Below are 20073 nucleotides of genomic sequence, written 5' to 3'. Positions count from 1 at the left end.
CTTATCGCTGTGTCAGATCCACGGAGTTCCAGGAGGCTGTTGAAGCTGAGGAGGAAGATAAGGATCGTGGTGTTTGCTGTAAAAATTGAATAATTTAATTTTTGCAAGTCCTTTAATGGAGTTCCAAGCCTGATTAATGGAGTTCCAAGCCTGATTAATGGAGTTCAAAGCCTGGTTAATGGAGTTCAAAGCCTGGTTAATGGAGTTCAAAGCCTGGTTAACCGAGTTCAAAGCCTGGTTAACCGAGTTCAAAGCCTGGTTAACCGAGTTCAAAGCCTGATTAACGGAGTTCAAAGCCTGGTTAACGGAGTTCAAAGCCTGGTTAACGGAGTTCAAAGCCTGGTTAACCGAGTTCAAAGCCTGGTTAACGGAGCTAAAAGCCTCAAAAGGCTATCAATTCACAATGGAGTTTGTTCCTCTTCCCACACTTGCCACACTCCCCACACCCCCCACACTCCCCACACCCCCTCAACCTCCCTATCGCAGGACTGCATCAGCTGCTTGGTAAAGCGCTTGGAGATTAGCACCATCTTGAGGATACTCAACCACGCCTGTACTCAAGGTGGCATGAAAATTCTCACCATTGGCAGAGGTAAACTCTATTTGATGCCAGTTCTTGAGCAGTTCTAAAAGCCGTTGCGTTCCATCACTTTTGGTCATACCTGCCATTCCTACTACAAATTCTGTACCTCCCCAGCGTCCAACTACATCCTGAGTGTGGAATGTCTGGCGTAATAGTTCTCCTAGTCGGGATAACACGCGATCGCCCACCACATGGCCGTACTGGTGGTTAATTGCTTTGAGGTTGTCTAGCTCCACAATAGCGAAGCAGAAGGGCTGTTGATGACCCTGACTCAACTGAAGATATCGATTTAAATCTTCAGTGGACTTGCGCCGATTAGCAACTAAGGTTAATCCATCAAGTTCTGCTAAATTCCGCAGCCAGCGCGATCGCTCTAAACGATTCAGTATTCGTGTCATTAATTCTGGTTCTACAATGGGTTTGCTGATGTAATCGTCTGCACCTGCTAAAAATACCTGCTGTCTGGTTTTGGTATCGTTATGAGCAGTGAGAAACAAAATGGGCAATCCACTCCATCGCGGTTCATTTCTGATAACCTGGCATAATTCTATACCGCTTACTGCTGGCATTTCCACATCTAAAATCAGTAGATCTGGTTGAGCCACTGCTATTGCCTCTAAAAATCGCAGGGGGTTCTCTAGGGTATAAACCTTTAGCCCCCAAGGCATGAGTAAAGTTTGGAGTGCAGATAATATGTGGGGATCGTCGTCTACAACCATCACCCTAGCTTGGGTAGAGCGAGTCCGCTGTAGTATTTGAGTCACCGTGTCTAGAACTTGATTAGGAGACACAGGCTTTTGTAAAATACCGCTGCCACCCAAACGGGCGACTTTTACCCTGTCGAGTAAACTATCTTTGTCTGTTAAAACTAGCACAGGTATGGGGGATTGATTGGCGTTGAGTTCTGCGAGTAAAGCGAGAGTAGTTTCTGTAGTGTCGCTAGTTGAAAGGTCGAGCAAGACCACATCAGGAGAATTTTCCGTCATCAACTCCCTAGCGGCGATCGCATCTGGGGCGATTTGCGATCGCATCGCCCAACTATTTGTTTCTGTCGCCAATGCTTCAGCTAATTCCCGATCCTGGTTAACAATCAACAGCAGAGGTCGTTCATCTGTCAGTTGATGATCACAAAGGAACTCCTGGTTATACTCCGAGTGCAACAGTTGCAATTCTTGACGTAACGCTACAACCAATTGGGAAATTTGCTCTTTTGTTTCTGGCTGTAACTTAGTACCTACGTCCCAGAGGGTTTCTAGTTCTTGAGCTAAACGCGAACCTTCATCAGATCCAAACATTCCCATCGAACCAGCTAGCTTATGCGCCTCCATCTTGGCTTTTGACTGTATTTGGGCGCTGAGTTTACCTTGTAGCATCATCTGAGCAGCTTGCTCAATCGTCGCCACTCGTTCTTCAAGTTGCTGTGCTACCTGTTCCCAGATGTTTGCAACTCCAGTCATAACCTGATTTTGCACCTGATTTTGCACATTGGCTGGCGGCTTGTTTCCGTTGTTATCAGGGGCATAATTTTGCAGCCACTTGGGTGTAAAAGTTTCCTCCCTTGTAGACTGGGGAGATTGGGGTTGTTCTTTGCGTCCCCGTCGCCCATCATTAACAGTGGTTGAAGACTTTGATTTTCTCTTATTTACACCTTCTCTATCTGCTGGCTTGAGTTTATATCCAATCCCATAAACTGTTTCAATGGGATCATCTGCAACTCCCGCTGCTTTAAGTTTTTGCCGTAAACCTTTCATGTGCGATCGCACTGTATCATCTGTAGGCGGCTCTTCCAATGACCACAAATGATCGATCAACGCACTACAGCTAAAGATCCGGTGAGTATTGCGCAGAAACATCTCAAGTAAACCGTATTCTTTGGGAGTTAAATGCAAGAGTTTCTCGTTACAAGTGACTTCGCAAGTGCTAGGATCAAGCCGCAGATTTTTCCACTCCAACAGCGGCGGTAAAGCCGAACCGCCCCGACGTAATAAAGCACGAACACGAGCCAATAACTCTTGAAAATCAAAAGGCTTGGCAACGTAATCATCAGCACCAGCATCCAATCCCATGACCTTATTTGTGCTGTTGTCTTGGGCTGTTAATAAAAGAACTGGTGTTAGATTACCATTAGCTCGCAATCGCTGACAGAAGTTAATGCCGTTTAGCTTAGGCAGCAAAACATCGAGTAAAATCAAGTCATAAGTAAATAACTCAGCCAAATCCCAACCTTCTTGCCCATCCTTAGCGACATCCACAGCATAATGCTGGTTTATCAAGGATTTAGCAAGTGCTTCAGCAATGAGTTGATCATCTTCAACTAATAGAATTCTCATAGCGGTTGCTGACCGCAAATTAATAGTTATTAGCGGAAAGATAAAAATCTATACACATTTTACTGAAAATATCATCTTCAGCGTAGCGTACATGAAGCTGGGATTTTACTGATGTTTGTAAATGTCAACAATGCGATCGCTGCTAAGTAGCTCAACATAATTAAACGCCAGATGTCATTACGAGCGGAACGCAGTGTAGCGTAGACGCGTTAGCGAAGCGGTAGCGACGTTCGCGTAGCGTCTCCCCTTGGGAGAAGGAGCGTCAGCGGCTTCCCGAAGGGTAGTAATCGCCAGGAATCTATTTTACGTTTTTTAAGGTTGACCTACTTATTGTCTAGTCAAAAGCTAGGGGAGCATCCGAATTTAGCCCTGATTAATTGTAGTGCGAGCATCTTGCTCCCTAATTTCTTTGAAGCGCCAAGGGAGCCATCACTACAAAAAAATAAATTTACACATTTGGGATGCTCACAAAGCCAGAGATAAGCAGTAGCAATCCGATTTGATTTTTTCAAAAATTTCAGTATTTGTAGCGACTGTTTTAAAAGTCATGGGATGCGAGCGCATCAAGTCACAATGCCATTGTATCGAGTGTTCTCTTGGTATGGCACGTTGAATTGTTGATGGTGGATCGGTACGGTGCGTTTACTCCGTGAGACAACACACCCTACCTAAATTTTAAATTTAGAGAAAAATTGTGCTAATGAACCGTCTCTGTTTGGTTTTTGAGTTGAGATGCAATCAAGGGAACTTTCGGCGCCAGAAAAAATCCCATCAAGCTAGCAAAGAGTATGGGTGTGAATGGACTAAAGTTGGTTAGTTTTGATAGCAGCAAAGTGGTGCTGATCGGTGTACGTGTCACTGCTGCATTGATAGCAGCCATTGTACAAATCATCGCTAAAGTAGGATTGACTCCGGGAATTAACATTGCTATTGCTTTACCGACACAAGCACCAGTAAAAAATAGCGGAATAATAAATCCACCACGCCAGCCACCTGTAACTGTCATGCTGATTGTAGCCATTTTACCTAAGGCTAGTAGTAACAAGAAAATAGCAGTAAAGTTATTATTAACGACAAATTCTAATTCTTCATGCCCAAAATAACGCGTAAGTGGCAAAATAACTGCTAAAATGCCTATTCCTAAGCCAGCAACTGTAGTACGTACATAAATGGGGCCGGGGATACTGGTAAATAGGCGATCGCAACTGCGAAAAATCCCCATAAAAATCCATCCGACTACCGCCCCTAAAATACCAAAAGCGATCGCCACAGCAAAATCATCAATATTCGCTAAGTTGTATTGGGGAAAATTCCAAGTCGGTGCGATTCCTAAATGGGTAATTGCTGCAAATACCAAATAACTAGCGCAACTAGCCACAATCGCAGGCATTAACGCTTCGTAATATTCCACAATATGCTGATGATGCAAAATCTCTAAGGCGAACATTGCACCCCCAAGAGGAGAACCAAACAAAGCAGTGAAGCCAGCCGCCATTGCTGCTAGACTCATAGATCTGAGGTCTTCTCCTTGGAGTTTGAGGCGATCGCCTACCCAAGTGCCAAAAGAACCAGTTACTTGTACCAATGGCGCTTCTGGCCCAGCACTACCGCCAGCTGAGATACTGACTAGAGAAGCGAGAATCATCGAGGGATTTTTGCGCGTATCCAACCGTCCGCCGCGAAAGTGAATATTATCAACAATCACGGCGATTTCACCAGGATTTCCCAGAAAATGAATCACTAAGCCAATTAATAAACCGCTGAGTGGCATGATGAAAAGCAGACTCAAACCCTGAAATTGTCGCAGTTCATGAGTAATCAGCTCTAAAACATTCCAGTACAAACCAGCAAATAAACCACTAACAGTCCCGACAGCGGCCCAGCATAAAACCCAGCGTGAAATCATCAAAGGATGACGCTTTGCCAAGCCAAAAAGTTGAGAAAATGTCCAGCGTTGAGTTTGATTGCTAGACGGCGGCTTATTTGGTAGCACTGCTGATTTCCTATTTTGAAACGAAATATACAGAATCTTTACGTTTTCTATAGTAAAGGCTATTGGCTTTGAAAAATCATCTTGTGTCTCAAGAAGCTGTTATTTCAGTCTCCAGATAGTGTGTACCTCACAACCAGAAAATCTAAGCTTGGCGTATAAATTTGGGGAAATAATCATGAATAAGGAAACTGTGCCAAATCAAGCCGAAAAGATGAATCCCGAAGGAGATGCATCACAATTAAGCCCAGAGGTGCTGGACAAAATCAAACACCCCGCGAAAATGGACGATGTAATTCGAGAACAATCACCAGCAGAACGTAGATCTAACCCAGCTTTAGTACCAGAAATGTTGGATGAACCAACCGATGAGATGATTGGCTTCAGCGACGAGTGAGATTCAAGGAAGGTAGAAACTGTTGACGGTTGACTGTTGACTGTCTACTTTTGAGGTAATTGTGGCGGTTTGGTGTCAAACCATTTTTGGTAAATTTGCTCGTAAGTACCATTCGCTAGGACAGTGGCGAGGCCTTTGTTAATCGTCTCTAGGTAAGGAGAATCTTGAGGTGTAGCAATCCCGTAGAATTCTTCTGTGAGTAGATTGCTCACAACTTTAAGACCTTTGAGATGACCATCTTTAATGGCATACAATGTAGCGAAGGCATCGCTAATTACTGCATCAACATTACCATTTAGCAGGTCTTGGAAGAAATCAGGGCCGGAGTTAAATGTAATAATTTTGACGTTGGGGAGAGTTTTGGCAAAATCTGCCCCTGTTGAACCTATTTGCACACCTATCTTTTTACCTTGAAGGCTTTTCAAGTCTTGAATATCTTGGTTGTTGGCTCGAACTGCGATCGCTAGTCCTGCTTTAAAATAAGGTCGGGAAAAGGAAATTGTCTTCTGGCGTTCGGCGGTAATTGTGATGCCACTAATTGCTGCATTGACTGTTTTGGCTTGTAATGTAGATATCATGCCGTCAAAAGGTAGACTTTCCCACTCAACTGTTAAACCCCCTACCTGGGCTAGAGCATTCATCAGATCAATATCAAAACCTTCTAGATTACCGTTAGCATTTTTGCTCTCAAACGGTACAAATGTGGGATCTGTAGCTACTTTCAGCGTTTTGAATCCTGAGTTTGGGCTGATGGAAACTGGATGCAGCAAACCATTACAAGCAATCGTTAATAGCAGACAGCTTAAGCCCAAAATTAGTTGATGCCATTTCCACTTAATCGCTTTCACTGCTAATCAAATACAGAGGGTGCAAAGTTTATCTACATCATTATTGATGGTGTTTCCCAGTTAATGCAGATACCTGATTTCCGGATCATATCCTCATATTTGAATCTTTCTGTGCCGGCAGTCCGAATCATTGCATCTCTCCTGTTTCCTGTCAAATGCCTAGGAACTCGCAAAAATTCGCCAGAAAAAAATGTGACTTGACGATATATAAAGTAGTATTATAATTCCAAAAGAATTTTAGGTTTGAAATTAAGTCTAAAACATAACAATAATACCAGGCAAAGGTGAAAGCCTCTGCTGGAAGTTTGCAATCGGAAAACCAGAAATCCCCAGATTTGCGACTGGGGAAAAATAAATCTTATGTCTAATTCTGCAATTACTATAAACGTCAAGTTATTTGCTGCTTATCAAGAAGCTTATGGCAAATCAGAACTGGTGCTAGAATTTCCCGAAGGTACGCCGGTGAGCGCAGTATGCGATCGCTTAATTGCCGAACATCCAGAACTGAGCAAATTGCGAGATATTACCCGATTTGGGATTAATTTGATATTTGTCGAACCAGACACTCCCCTGCAAAATGGCGATGAAGTGGTGTTAATTCCGCCGGTGAGTGGTGGTTAAAGAAAAACTAGCGATCGCAGTTGGGGAACAGCCACTGAAATTTCTTAGACTAGTAGTGAAGTAGCAGATATTGCTCGAATATTTGCACCATAAATTGCAATTGGTCATGGTTACTACCTACGAAATGCCGAATAAACTTGCTGATGCACAAAATCTGCTTTCTGAGCTAATCGCCCGCTACTCCAAAAGTGTAGATTATTTGATGATTCGCTTAGAACAAGCAGAAGGTACAGATATCTTGTTGCGAGGAGACAAGGTAGAAACCTTGAGCGAAGGTATCTCAATGGGTGGACATATTCGCGCTTGTTATAAAGGTGGGTGGGGTTTAAGCTGTTTTAATCGGCTTTCGACAATTCAAGAACGGATCGAAGAAGCGATCGCAGCTGCACGCATGGTGGGCGATGAAGAAACTGTACTAGCACCTATTGACCCAATACAAACAGTATGCAAATTACCCCTCACGGGAACTGATCCACGGCAAATTTCCTTGATTCAGAAAAAAGAATTATGCGATCGCTATTCTGATGTACTCAAAAGTGTTGACCCACGAATTACGACAACTTCAGTCCGCTATGGTGACAGTTCCCAAAAAATTATCATCGCCACCTCAGAAGGTACATTTATTGAACAATCTTGGGTAGACATGGAAATGCGCTTCGCCGCCACAGCCAGAAACGGCGAAACAGTGCAAACCGGCAGAGAAACCACCGGTTCGCGCAAAGCCTATGAAGACTTAACACATTTAGATGAACAAGTTAAGAGTGCAGCCCAAAGAGCGATCGCAGCCTTATCTCTACCACCAGTAAAAGGTAACACTTATACCGTCGTCATTGACCCCATACTTACAGGTTTATTTGTTCACGAAGCCTTTGGACATCTATCTGAAGCTGATATGGCTTACGAAAACCCAGACCTGTTGGAAGTTATGACCATCGGGCGGCGATTTGGCCCCGACGAACTGCAAATTTTTGATGGTGCTGCACCGGAAGGACATCGTGGTAGTTATTTTTACGATGACGAAGGCACACCAGCCACCACAACCCAACTAATTAAAGATGGGATTTTAGTCGGACGTTTGCATTCCCGGGAAACAGCAGGCAAATTAGATGAAACACCCACAGGTAATGCCCGTTGTCTGAATTATCACTTTAACCCCATTGTTCGGATGACAAATACTTGGATTGAAAGAGGTAAAACACCAGTTGCAGACTTATTTAGTAACATCAAAGAAGGCGTATATGCCCGTAATTGGTTAGGTGGGATGACTAATGGCGAAATGTTTACCTTTAGTGCTGGCGAAGCCTGGATGATTAGAAATGGGAAAATCGCCGAACCTGTCAGAGATGTCACACTTTCCGGTAACGTTTTCCAAACATTAGCAGATATTGAAGCGATCGGTGATGACTTTTACTGGGATGAATCTGGTGGTTGTGGGAAAGGTGGACAAAATGGTTTACCTGTAGGTTGTGGCGGCCCCAGCCTCAGAATTCGCGATGTCGTAGTTGGTGGTGAAAGTTAAACAATTTGTAGTTCGTAATTGATAATTACGAATTACGAATTACGAATTAATAATTATGATCGAATTTGCCTGCACCAACCAGTAATCTGTAGGCTATGCTTTTAAGCATAGGGCAAACACATATAATTTTTGAACTGTTCCCACCATCAAGGACAGTTACTATCATTTCAATGCTCATAAAAATTTCTTGACATTGGTCATGCTTTGCGTAAATCCTGTGGTATTTGTATCAGCAATTGAGTAACAGAGGGGAAATTGCTAATCAAAATTCCTTTGCCCTGCTGTTAAACAGGATTTAGTGTGAGAGGTAGTTGATCAATGAATAAAACTTACAAAACGCAAAGCAGCGCCAGTAATTCCCTATTGAGAAGATTTAATTTCAGACTTACCAAGCAGAAAATTTTATTTAGTTCCTTGATTGTATTTTTAGCTTTGCTTAGTCTGGGTGGTTTCTGGTTTACCAGCAGGTATAAATTCACTAATAAAATGGCAGTCAAAATCAAAGAACTCTCGAATAGTGAGTATCCTGCTAATCCTGCTTTATTAAGCAAAAACTTCCAAAGATATGCTAATCGGAAATTAACCATTATCAAGAGAGATACTACTCACTTTGATTTTGTGTTAGAACCAACAAACACAAAAACAGCGAAGGTAGTTATCAAAAATGTTGACCTCAAACTATTCGTTCCTAAAGTACCAGAATCGGTTAAAAAAGATAAAAATTTAGAATTCATAGCTTTGATTGAACGGGAATGGAACAGACAGCAGGTGAGTTTTCCCGCTAATTCAGAAAATATAGAAATCAGTGGCGGCGATGGCTTTGAAAAGCAAAATATCTCGGAAATTGCTTTAAGCAACAATTGCTTAAATGCAGGCTACTGGGAAATTGCACTTTTTACGAAAGAAGATAACAATAAAACGCTTTACTATCAAGGCTGGTTTACTTTCCCATTAGGACATTACAAAAATCTTTTTGAAAATAACAATAAAATTTCTTATTGGGACTATTGGTGGCCATTAGAACATTGGCAAGAACCAAGCAATGCTGTAATTAAAATTAATCTCCTAAGAAATGTCATTGATGAACAAGCAGCTAATGTTACTTTTCCTTTGGACGAAAGGATAATTGCATCAGGAGAGCAGAGTAGAAAAATCCGAACTACACTTACCAAAAACCTGATAACTTGGCGAGATTTTTATAGCAATCAAAAAGTAGTTAAATTTGCCGCTTTTATTCCCCCAGGATTTTATCAACCTGAGCAAACTTGGAATACTCAATACTGGAGAATAGGCAAGTTTGAAAAAGCTATCTTGAGGAACGTTAAGCCTGTAAATAATCAAGCAAATTTACAGGAAATTGAGTTATTATTTACTGATACCAAAACGGGCGAAAAAAATAAATTAATTATCAGTGGGTTTAAATTTCAAGAGTTGCCTAGATTGCCAATTTCTGATTATGCTAAGGGCTTATCTATGCCACTAGGAATAGGAGTACCGCCATTTTTGCAAAGCTACGCAGAATTAAACAAGCAGCATCCAGATGAGAGCAATTATTTTAGTTTTCTGCTAGATTCTCAAAATAGATGGATTAATCATCACCAATTAGGCGTTGATGGTGCAATCATGCATCTGGATCAGGACAACCGCAATCTTTTGCATCTTTATTTACTGTCCTATGAAAGAAATACTTTAATTGCCCATTTTTTGGTAAATCGAGAATAAATATAATTAGGGCGGTGCAATGAAAATACTGATGTTCGCGCAGCGTCTTTGACAGGAGAGGACTGTCATTTGTCATTGGTCAAATACTACTTGCTTCAGCAAAGCTATCCACATATCTGACGGATCTGCATAGTACTCTATTTCCTCAACTTGATACCGATAATTTTTGTAGGCAGATTGCAAAATAATGTAATCACGGGGTTTAATACCTTTTCCGGTTGCGGTCATATAACCTCCCACGCCTTGTAGTGGTTCAAATATGTAATCTTGTCCCTCAATTAATTTGCTGTAATCATGTATTCTCTCCTTCAGATTTGATGCATTTGCTAAAGAAAAGATTGGTAATAGCACACTGAATAAAATCATGCTGACATTAATACCTGCTTTAAGAAGCGACATAAATTAGTTCTCCAAAATATTAAGTTTAAAAAAAGGGGATGAAAAATATTCAAAATTATTGGCTGTTAATAGGATGCATCAATAAGAATAATTTATAGGAATTTTCAGGTTTTATCTGACTGAAGCATCCTAAATATTGGATATTCTTAAATTTGGTAGTTTCTGTGGTAGTAAAAATCGCCACTCAGGGAGTAGAGATTTTGTCAGTGGTAGGGGAAAAGCAATGCTAAACCCATACTAGTCAGTTGTCAATGGCAAAGATATATTTTGCGCAGTAAAAATTTCCGCGTCTGGTAATACACAAATTAAATGCATATTACTTAAGCTAGGTAGAGATTAATTTGTGACAACAACTAATCTTTTCTAGATTATGTGTGAAATTTTCTAACCTAGGCAAGATTTTATCTGTTGATTTATCTCTTGCACCAGATAGCTTATGGTAATTGTTGTCGGGTTTGTATTATCCTAACTACACTTATTGATCGTGGTACAAGCTCTCAGTTGATAAACCAGTAACTGCGCTGATATTGGCTAAAAAATAAGTCAATATAGTTCAGTTATTGATGTTTATTCTGAAATCAAAAAAGTCAGCACCCTAAAAAACTAAACTTTGAGATTATAAAGCTTTATGTGAACCTTTTGGCAATATCAACTACAAATTTTTCAGTGTTTATTTGGGAACACACTAAAAATAATTTTCAATTTGGTATCTATAATTTCAAATTATTTTTACCTAACTTTAATAAGAAAATTATTGTTTAAGTGCCATGAGATACAATTTGTGTTGGTGATGATGACCCATATATAATGGCAAATATCTGGATCAATCTGGTCACTAATTAGCCATATAACCTCAAGATAAATGCTAGTTTATCCAAGATTTTACAGCAATATTAATATGTGCGTCTACTGTAAAATTACCAAGATATTATGTACAGTTAATTTCTTTATAGGTGTTTTTCCGGGAATTTGAAATTTAAATTAATTAACAAATACCTTGTGCTTTTTGCTATAAGGTAATCAGTATTGCGAATAACCAAAAACCTAGACTATCAGCTACCTTGGGTAAGAGCAGCATCTACCTGTTGCAGCAGTATTTCTCGTGTAGAGGAATTGTCTAACACCACATTTGCCAGAGCGGCTTTTTCTGCAAGAGGCATTTGGCTATTGATGCGAGCTTGTGCTTGTTCTGGAGTTAAGTGATTGCGCTGTATTAATCTTTGCAACTGCTGGGATGGGGAACAATACACTACCCAGATTTCTGTTATTAAATGAGTCATCTGTGCTTCAAACAGCAGAGGTATGACTAAGACTAATGTTGGTGCAGAGGATTGAGCAATTGCGCTCAAGAAGCGATCGCCTACATCAGGATGAATTAAACCCTCTACCCAATTGCGTTCCTCTGGACGCGCAAAAATAATTTCCCCCAGCTTTTGGCGGTTCAGGTTGCCATCTGGGAGTAAAATATCTGTGCCGTAACGCTGGGCGATCGCACTCAGAATCGGTGAACCCAGAGCTACTGCATCTCTGGCATAAATATCTGCATCAAAAATTGGCAGATTATAAGCACTAGCCAAATAATCAGCGACAGTGGTTTTACCTGTCGCAATACCTCCAGTTAAGCCGATGATGCGTTTGGTCATTTGTCATTTGTCATTTGTCATTGGGCATTGGGCATTGGGCATTGGGCATTGGGCATTTATCCTCCTTGTCCCCCTTGTCCCCCTTGTCCTCCTTGTCCCTTCATCCCCTCTTCTCCCTCGCCCAGATAATCAGCGCTTGGGTTAATCCATCTAAAGTATATTCTTCTGCTTCTACATCTACTCGTCCGATTAAATCATGACAAGTTTTTGAGGTTTGGGGGCCAATTGAGGCTATACAAATTCCTGCTAAAACATCTGCAAGATTGGCGAATCTGCTGTTAATTAGTTGGCAGAAAAATTGCACAGTTTTAGAACTGGCAAAGGTAATGATATCTACCGCGTGATTTTGCAGAGCTAATTCTGCGGTTTGGGGGATACTGCTGGGACAGCAAGATTGATATGCTGCAACTTCTATTACTTCTGCTTGTTTTGCAGTTAATTCCTTGACTAAAATTTCTCTTCCACCAGTTTCAACTCTGGGAAATAAAACTTTTTTCCCTGATAGTTCTTCTGGGAAGTTTTCCACTAAAGAATCAGCGACAAAATTCGGGGGAATAAAATCGGGTTGCAAACCACGTTTTTTCAAACTTTGGGCGGTTTTCTCCCCAACCACGGCAATTTTGACATTAGCTAAGGTACGGGTATCTTTACCCTGTGCGGTTAATCTATCAAAAAAATAGTCTATACCGTTAGTAGAGGTGAGAATTAACCAGTCGAAGGTAGTTAAATTTGCGATCGCCCGATCCAATGCTTCCCAACTCGAAGGCGGGCCGATTTCTAAAGTCGGCATTTCAATGACTGTAGCACCGGAGGCGGTGAGGCGATCGCAAAATTGGCTCGATTGTCCCACTGCACGGGTGACTAAAATAGTTTTACCATTGAGAGGAAGTTGGGAATTAGCTGTCATAGTTACAGGGCTGGGAATTTTGGCTATAGTTAACTGCTCTTTGGATATTTTCTCAGGTTGGAGGTAATTCCGTAGCCCAACAACCTCACCAATGACAATTACCACTGGTGAAAGCGGTAAGCCAGCTGTGGTTTCTAAAATATTGCCCAGTTGATCTGTCCAAATTTGTTGATTAACAGTTCCAGCCCAACGGATAATGGCAATGGGTGTGAGACGCGATCGCCCTTGGCGAATCAGGCGATGTACAATCTCTGCTAAATGTTGTCCACCCATCAAAATTACTAATGTTTCTAGCCTTGACAGCGCTTCCCAGTCTAAAGCTTCTGGTTCATGGGCTGTTAAGACTGCAAAACAGCGACTCAAAACTGGATCTGTCAAAGGAATTCCTGCAAGTAACGGTGCGGCTAAAGCCGAAGAAATTCCCGGTACAACTTCAAATGCACAGTCGGCTGCTTTCAAAGCTTCAATTTCCGCAGTACAGCGCCCAAAGATAAACGGATCGCCTGACTTGAGTCTGACAACTTGTTTCCCCTGCTGACAGTAATTTACTAATAATTGATTAATCTCTGCTTGGGGTGTGCTGGGTTTACCACCACGTTTGCCGACATCTAACTTCAGACAATTAGGTGATACACAATGCAATAATTGCTCATCTACTAAGGCATCGTATACTAATACCTGGGCTTGCTTCAACAGATTATCCGCTTTCACCGTGAGATATGCTACATCTCCTGGCCCAGCACCTACAAGGTAAACTTTGCCAATTGCTTCAGTCATAGTTGAAATTTGTCAGTGCGATCGCGTCCCGTTCCCGAATCATATCAAGTCTGGCTAATCACTGATGATTAAAATCTCCCCGTAAACGGCGAGGAGATTGAGGGGAGCCAGCCGCGTGGGCGGGTTTCCCGATTTGAGCGGACTGGCGTGTGGGGTAAAACGCTTGTGGTTTAGGTTTGAAGCTCAATTTAACACCAATGGGGAAAACCCCACCCACGAGCGATGGGTTTGGTAAATTAGACTTCTTGCAGAAGTCGGGAAAAGGGGAAGGGTAAAGGGGGAAAGGTTTTGTATTTTCCCCTTCCCCTTTAACCTTTTCCCTTTTCCCACCTCTTGCAAAAAACACTTTTGCAAGAAGTCTATTGATAATTGGGATGTTTTTTCGTTGGAAGTCCCTGATTACTTCGCTTCGCCAATTAACGTAAATGCAGCCCAAGCGCTGGGATGGGGATGCTGTTTCATCGTTGTCAACATCGCTTGACGTAACGCCCAAGCTTTATCTGGATTTTTCTGTAATTGGCGGTAAAATTCCCCCATTAATAATGCCGAAGGACTATCGGGAATTGACCACAAAGTTACAATTACACTCGGCGCACCGGCAGAAATTAAAGCGCGAGATAAACCAACCACACCATCGCCTGTGAGTTTACCTTGGGCGGTATCGCAAGCACTTAATACAACTAATTCGGCGTTGATGGTTAAATCTAAAATTTCATTCGCAGTTAGCAAGCCGTTATCTTTACCATCAGGGGCGAGGGCGACAGCACCGGGGACACCCAAACCTTTAAAATCATCAAGTAAGCCGTGGGTAGCTAGATGAATAAATCTCGCTTGGGGTAATCTTTGAATAAATGCGGCTTTGGTTGCTTCTTTACCTGTAATGGCTTTGGTGTTTAACAGTTGCGCTATTTCTTTAGCTTCCGTTTCCGCACCTGGTAAAGAAGGTAATTTTTGTGGTGCTTCGCCAACTTTGGGGGCAACCTTGGGCATGATAGGATTACCCAAAACTAGGGCTTGATTACCAGAAACTCTTTGTCTTTGTTTGTGAGTTAAATCTAATACTTGAATTGCTGGGGCAGTGAGGATAGTGTGTTTTGCAATTAAATATTTACCTTGGTCATCTTGTAAAGCGGCGAAGGGGACAAGGAATAAAGATGATTGCGGTATAAATGTTACTCGCTCATCAGGATTTTTTGGTAGCAAGTCAGTAACAGGATTAATGAGTAATTCGTACAGCTTTTGAAAGCGCTGTTTTACCTTAGTTGGATTGGGGTTGTAACTTACGTCAATACCGCCACGTCCTCTGACACCGATTGACTCGCGGCTGTTGGTGACTAATTGGGCTAAAGTTGTATTTTCTTTTTGCCATAAAGGTTTAAGGTCAGCTTTGCGGAAGGTAATTTCACCCGTGGGTTTGATTACCCAAATGTAGAGTTCTGATTCATGAGATTCTTCTTTACCCTGAACTTTGAAATCATTATAGATAATTGAATATTCAACAAGTGTCGCCTTTTGTTGTTTGGCGATTTGTTGCAGCAGGGATAATGTGGGTTCTACATTTGCCAGGGCATTTTTACCAGACAAACGTGAATTTAACAAATCCACCAGCGCCCTACTACGTCCTTGCTCGGAGATTAAGAGTGCATCGTTGATTTTATTCTGAGCAATCAGCACTTGTTGCAATATACGGTAGGTGCGAGCTTGTTCTTCAAAAATTGAGATTTTATAAGCATCGTTGTTACCCAAGTCTCCTCGGATAGATTTTAATACTTCAATACCAGCACGCAGGATTTTTTCAGCTTCTGGAAGTTTGCCAGATTTTTGGTAAGCTGCTCCCAGATTGTTCAGAGCAGTACCCTCACCATTACGGTCTTTAATTTCCCTGGCGATCGCCAATAACTGCTGCTGGTAGTCAATGGCTTTGGTGTAGTCTCCTAGTGCATCGTAAGCAATTCCCAGATTGCCCAGAGCATATGCCTCACCATTACGGTCTTTGATTTCCCTAGCGATCGCCAATGTCTGTTGTAGGTAGTCAATGGCTTTGGTGTAGTCTCCCAGTGCATAGTAAGCAAGTCCCAGACTGCCCAGAGATTGTCCCTCACCTTGACGGTCTTTGATTTCCCTAGCGATCGCCAAACTTGAGGAGTGGTAGTCAATGGCTTTGGTGTAGTCTCCTAGAGCATCGTAAGCATTTCCCAGATTGCCCAAAGCAGCACCCTCCCCTTTACGGTCTTTGATTTCCCTAGCGATCGCCAAACTTGAGGAGTGGTAGTCAATGGCTTTGGTGTAGTCTCCTAGAGCATGGTAAGCAAGTCCCAGATTGCCCAGAGCAGCACCCTCCCCTTTACGGTCTTTGATTTCCCTAGCGATCGCCAATGTCTGTTGTAGGTAGTCAATGGCTTTGGTGTAGTCTCCTAGAGCATGGTAAGCAATTCCCAGATTGCCCAGAGTATTTCCCTCCCCTAAACGGTCTTTGATTTCCCTAGCGATCGCCAATGTCTGTTGTAGGTAGTCAATGGCTTTGGTGTAGTCTCCCAGTGCTTGGTAAGCAATTCCCAGATTGCCCAGAGCAGCACCCTCCCCTTTACGGTCTTTGATTTCCCTGGTGATCGCCAATCTCTGCTGCTGGTAGTCAATGGCTTTGGTGTAGTCTCCTAGAGCATGGTAAGCAAGTCCCAGATTGCCCAGAGCATTTCCCTCCCCTAAACGGTCTTTGATTTGGCGATAGATAATCAGTGCTTGTTGCCAAGACTGTAATGCTGCTTCAAATTGACTGGTTTGATATTGCTCAATACCTTGCTGCAATAGACTATCTGCCAATAGTCTATGTGCTTCGGCTTTGCGGTCGGCTGATGTTTGCGCCAGTACTCGTAATTCTCCTGGTGAGGCGAAAAGGTTGAAAGTTATTGGTGTGGAAGCTGTGGCGATAATTAGAGCGAGTAAACTTAGACCAATGTTGTGAAAGCGCATACTGAAGGATGAAGGATGAAGGATGAAGGATGAAGTTAAATACAGGGGAGGTATGGGGATTAAGTGATTAGATTAAGCTATTTGATGCAGGAAGATGTTAAATAGTTGGTGAATATGGCTAAATTTTGGGATAATTTAACCGCAACACCAGCGTTATTTGCTGGCTTATTACTCTATAGCTCTGAGCAGGGTGGGGGTTATGCAATTTTGCGGGGAATAGGGACAGGGGACTGCACTTATACAAACCCACCAACCGGGTAGAGGAAGCTATAAATCAATCAGCTTGGTGTGAAGACGAATTGTAGGGGCACGGCTCCGATAAGTTATTTCTATAACCGAAAGTCTGTGGATGCCCATACGTGTCAACTTAACGTGAAACCCTTATGAAGACGTGATGCGTGAATTCCTTCACCTACCATCAAGATCCGCGTTACCCCACCCCGGCTTTGCTGACGCAAAACCTCCCTGCCCCTAATCCCCAGAGGGGGCCCCGAGTTCCCCTTGCCAAGGGGAGGGGATTGAGGGGTGGGGTAAAATGCTTGTGGGATAAGCCTTTGAACTTAAGTTGACACCAATGGTGGATGCCGTGCCCCTACGAGGTATTGCATCTGTGCTTAACTGAACCTTATTGTCTGACAAATGTCACGACTTGACATGGGTTTTATGTTAATTTGACAAGTATGCACTGCCCAGAAGTATTTCTAATGTTTGGTAGTGAAGCTCTGAGATTGCTTTGCTGCAAATTAAATATTCATTCACGGAGCTAAAAGCCTCATTCACGGAGCTAAAAGCCTCATTAATGAAGCTCAAAGCCTCATTCACGGAGCTAAAAGCCTCATTAATGAAGCTCAAAGCCTCATTCACGAAGCTAAAAGCCTCATTAATGAAGCTCAAAGCCTCATTCACGGAGCTAAAAGCCTCATTAATGAAGCTCAAAGCCTCATTCACGGAGCTAAAAGCCTCATTAATGAAGCTCAAAGCCTCATTCACGGAGCTAAAAGCCTCATTAATGAAGCTCAAAGCCTCATTAATTACGAATTACGAATTACGAATTACGAATTATCCGTGCATAAGTAGCGTACAATTATTGTCCATCCGGCATCTGCTACCCCCTCAACGCCCATGTATTGTGACTACCTGGTTCAAATCCTGACTGCCCGTGTATATGATGTTGCCCAGGAAACACCTTTAGAGTATGCCCCAAATCTGTCTCGCAGGCTCAACAATAAATTGTTGCTAAAGCGGGAAGATATGCAATCAGTATTTTCCTTTAAACTGCGTGGCGCTTATAACAAGATGGTAAACCTGCCACCAGATTTATTAAAGCAAGGTGTGATTGCCGCATCCGCTGGTAACCATGCCCAAGGTGTGGCTTTATCTGCCAGTCGCTTGGGAACGCAAGCAATTATTGTCATGCCCGTTACCACGCCCCAGGTAAAGATAGATGCTGTCAAAGCACGGGGGGGACACGTAGTATTACATGGCAATACCTACGATGATGCTTATGCCCATGCTCGTGAACTGGAAGCCGAAAAGGGACTGACGTTTATTCACCCTTTTGATGATCCTGATGTGATTGCTGGTCAGGGAACCATCGGTATGGAAATTTTACGGCAATATCAACAACCGATCCATGCCATTTTTGTCGCCATTGGTGGTGGCGGACTAATAGCAGGGATTGCGGCTTATGTCAAGCGGTTGCGTCCAGAAATTAAGATTATTGGTGTGGAACCGGTGGATGCGGATGCGATGAGTCAATCGCTGAAAGCTGGACAGCGGGTGAGATTATCCCAGGTGGGGTTATTTGCTGATGGGGTAGCAGTGCGGGAAGTGGGAGAAGAAACCTTTCACCTGTGTCAGCAATATGTAGATGAAATCATTTTGGTAGATACCGATGACACCTGCGCCGCCATTAAAGACGTATTTGAAGATACCCGATCAATTTTAGAACCTGCGGGAGCATTGGCGATCGCAGCTGCCAAAGCCTACGCCGAACGGGAGCAAATTGAGGGACAAACCTTAGTAGCTGTGGCTTGCGGTGCAAATATGAACTTCGACCGGTTGCGGTTTGTCGCTGAACGCGCCGAACTTGGGGAACGCCGGGAAGCGATTTTTGCGGTGACGATTCCGGAGGAACGGGGAAGTCTGCGGAAATTTTGTGAATGTATAGGCGATCGCAACTTAACTGAGTTTAACTACCGCATTGCTAGTGAACAAGAAGCACATATTTTTGTTGGGTTGCAAATTCAAAACCGCGCCGATGCAACAAAGACGCGAGAAACCTTTGAAGGTTGCGGCTTTAAAACTATCGACCTCACTGACGACGAACTGACAAAATTACATTTGCGCCACATGGTAGGCGGACATTCACCGTTAGCAGAACATGAATTACTTTACCGCTTTGAATTTCCCGAACGCCCAGGCGCGTTAATGAAATTCGTCGGTTCCATGAGTCCCAACTGGAATATTAGTATGTTCCACTACCGCAACAATGGGGCAGATTACGGGAAAATTGTCGTCGGTATCCAGGTTCCACCGCAGGAAATGGCAAAGTGGCAGGCATTTTTGGATACCTTGGGGTATCGGTATTGGGATGAAAATCAGAATCCAGCCTACAAGCTATTTTTGGGGTAGAGCGATGTGTAGGGTGTGTTGTCGCCAAGCGCCGCACCTTCTGATGGTGCGTTAGCCTATGGCATAACACACCCTACATCTTCAGTCCTTTTAGATAAAGGCGAGGCAATAATTTATGAGTCAAACCTTACGCAAAGTAGTTACATTTGATGAATTCGTTGCTAAATATCCAGATAACACAGGGAAACGTTACGAATTACATGATGGAGTAGTAGTCGAGATGTCACAGCCATTGGGTGATCATGAAGAGGTAGTTGTATTTTTAGCGACAAAAATCACGTTAGAATATAGTCGTCTCAATCTGCCCTATGGCATACCAAAAACAGCATTAGTTAAACCACTGGAAAACGAATCAGCTTACTCGCCAGATGTGCTAGTACTAAATTTACCTAATTTAGTCAATGAGTCTCGCTGGAAAAAAGCATCTACTGTCAACCTTGCAGCATCTATTCCTTTAGTAATTGAAGTAGTAAGTACTAATTGGCGTGATGATTATCATAAAAAATACGCCGATTATGAAGAGATGGGAATTCCTGAATATTGGATTGTGGATTATGCTGCTTTAGGCGGGAGAGAGTTCATTGGTAAACCCAAAGAACCGACAATCTTAGTTTGCTGTTTGGATGAAGGTGAATATCAGGTGAGGAAATTTCGCTCTCAAGAACGCATTGAATCACCAACTTTTCCAGAATTGAATTTAACCGCCGAACAGATTTTTCAAGCTGGAGGTTGA

General features: G+C 42.6%; 15 protein-coding genes. 6 read left to right on the top strand and 9 right to left on the bottom strand.

What is annotated here, in order from left to right; translation table 11 throughout:
• Positions 1 to 12: 12 nt before the first annotated feature.
• The 3 genes from AACU32_RS11965 to AACU32_RS11955 form a co-directional block, all read right to left on the bottom strand.
• Positions 13 to 357: a hypothetical protein gene (locus AACU32_RS11965; protein ID WP_339377803.1), complete on the bottom strand. Its 345-nt coding sequence runs from the start codon at positions 355 to 357 to the stop codon at positions 13 to 15.
• A 120-nt stretch (positions 358 to 477) separates the two neighbouring features.
• Positions 478 to 2913, bottom strand: coding sequence for a response regulator (locus AACU32_RS11960; protein WP_096599763.1), 2436 nt, complete (start codon positions 2911 to 2913; stop codon positions 478 to 480).
• Positions 2914 to 3610: 697 nt separating this feature from the next.
• Complete coding sequence (locus AACU32_RS11955) at positions 3611 to 4906, bottom strand: chloride channel protein (RefSeq protein WP_339377801.1); 1296 nt, start codon at positions 4904 to 4906, stop codon at positions 3611 to 3613.
• Positions 4907 to 5081: 175 nt separating this feature from the next.
• On the opposite strand from AACU32_RS11955, the gene AACU32_RS11950 reads away from it, so the two are divergent.
• On the top strand, positions 5082 to 5300 hold the full coding sequence (locus AACU32_RS11950) for a hypothetical protein (protein WP_096599762.1): 219 nt from the start codon (positions 5082 to 5084) through the stop codon (positions 5298 to 5300).
• Between the two features lie 44 nt (positions 5301 to 5344).
• Here AACU32_RS11950 and AACU32_RS11945 read toward each other — a convergent pair whose 3' ends face one another.
• Positions 5345 to 6148: a basic amino acid ABC transporter substrate-binding protein gene (locus AACU32_RS11945; protein ID WP_096599761.1), complete on the bottom strand. Its 804-nt coding sequence runs from the start codon at positions 6146 to 6148 to the stop codon at positions 5345 to 5347.
• A gap of 360 nt (positions 6149 to 6508) precedes the next feature.
• Between AACU32_RS11945 and AACU32_RS11940 the strand changes: the two genes are divergently transcribed.
• From AACU32_RS11940 to AACU32_RS11930, 3 genes are all read left to right on the top strand, one after another.
• Positions 6509 to 6769 (top strand): MoaD/ThiS family protein, encoded by a 261-nt coding sequence (locus AACU32_RS11940; protein WP_096599760.1) that lies wholly within the window; start codon positions 6509 to 6511, stop codon positions 6767 to 6769.
• A 124-nt stretch (positions 6770 to 6893) separates the two neighbouring features.
• Positions 6894 to 8288 (top strand): metallopeptidase TldD-related protein, encoded by a 1395-nt coding sequence (locus tag AACU32_RS11935; RefSeq protein WP_096607966.1) that lies wholly within the window; start codon positions 6894 to 6896, stop codon positions 8286 to 8288.
• Positions 8289 to 8606: 318 nt separating this feature from the next.
• Complete coding sequence (locus tag AACU32_RS11930) at positions 8607 to 10010, top strand: hypothetical protein (RefSeq protein WP_096599759.1); 1404 nt, start codon at positions 8607 to 8609, stop codon at positions 10008 to 10010.
• 72 nt (positions 10011 to 10082) lie between these two features.
• Here the strand turns inward: AACU32_RS11930 and AACU32_RS11925 are convergent, their stop codons facing one another.
• The 5 genes from AACU32_RS11925 to AACU32_RS11905 form a co-directional block, all read right to left on the bottom strand.
• A complete protein-coding gene (locus tag AACU32_RS11925) occupies positions 10083 to 10409 on the bottom strand; it encodes a hypothetical protein (RefSeq protein ID WP_339377800.1) in 327 nt (108 codons plus the stop codon).
• Between the two features lie 1052 nt (positions 10410 to 11461).
• A complete protein-coding gene (coaE, locus tag AACU32_RS11920) occupies positions 11462 to 12052 on the bottom strand; it encodes a dephospho-CoA kinase (RefSeq protein ID WP_096599758.1) in 591 nt (196 codons plus the stop codon).
• A gap of 100 nt (positions 12053 to 12152) precedes the next feature.
• Complete coding sequence (gene cobA / locus AACU32_RS11915) at positions 12153 to 13736, bottom strand: uroporphyrinogen-III C-methyltransferase (protein WP_096599757.1); 1584 nt, start codon at positions 13734 to 13736, stop codon at positions 12153 to 12155.
• A 399-nt stretch (positions 13737 to 14135) separates the two neighbouring features.
• Positions 14136 to 16706, bottom strand: coding sequence for a CHAT domain-containing protein (locus AACU32_RS11910; RefSeq protein ID WP_096599755.1), 2571 nt, complete (start codon positions 16704 to 16706; stop codon positions 14136 to 14138).
• A 666-nt stretch (positions 16707 to 17372) separates the two neighbouring features.
• Positions 17373 to 17726 carry a hypothetical protein gene (locus tag AACU32_RS11905; protein ID WP_339377799.1) on the bottom strand — a complete coding sequence of 118 codons (354 nt, stop codon included), beginning with the start codon at positions 17724 to 17726 and terminating at the stop codon, positions 17373 to 17375.
• Positions 17727 to 17792: 66 nt separating this feature from the next.
• On the opposite strand from AACU32_RS11905, the gene ilvA reads away from it, so the two are divergent.
• Both ilvA and AACU32_RS11895 read left to right on the top strand, forming a co-directional pair.
• Complete coding sequence (ilvA, locus tag AACU32_RS11900; RefSeq protein ID WP_339378681.1) at positions 17793 to 19340, top strand: threonine ammonia-lyase, biosynthetic; 1548 nt, start codon at positions 17793 to 17795, stop codon at positions 19338 to 19340.
• 115 nt (positions 19341 to 19455) lie between these two features.
• A complete protein-coding gene (locus AACU32_RS11895) occupies positions 19456 to 20073 on the top strand; it encodes a Uma2 family endonuclease (RefSeq protein ID WP_096599753.1) in 618 nt (205 codons plus the stop codon).

It is taken from the genome of Calothrix sp. NIES-2100 (assembly GCF_963875285.1).
In the GTDB taxonomy this organism is placed as follows: domain Bacteria; phylum Cyanobacteriota; class Cyanobacteriia; order Cyanobacteriales; family Nostocaceae; genus Aulosira.
The sequence above is the reverse complement of the archived record's forward strand: the minus strand, read 5'-3'. Positions and strand labels throughout refer to the sequence as shown.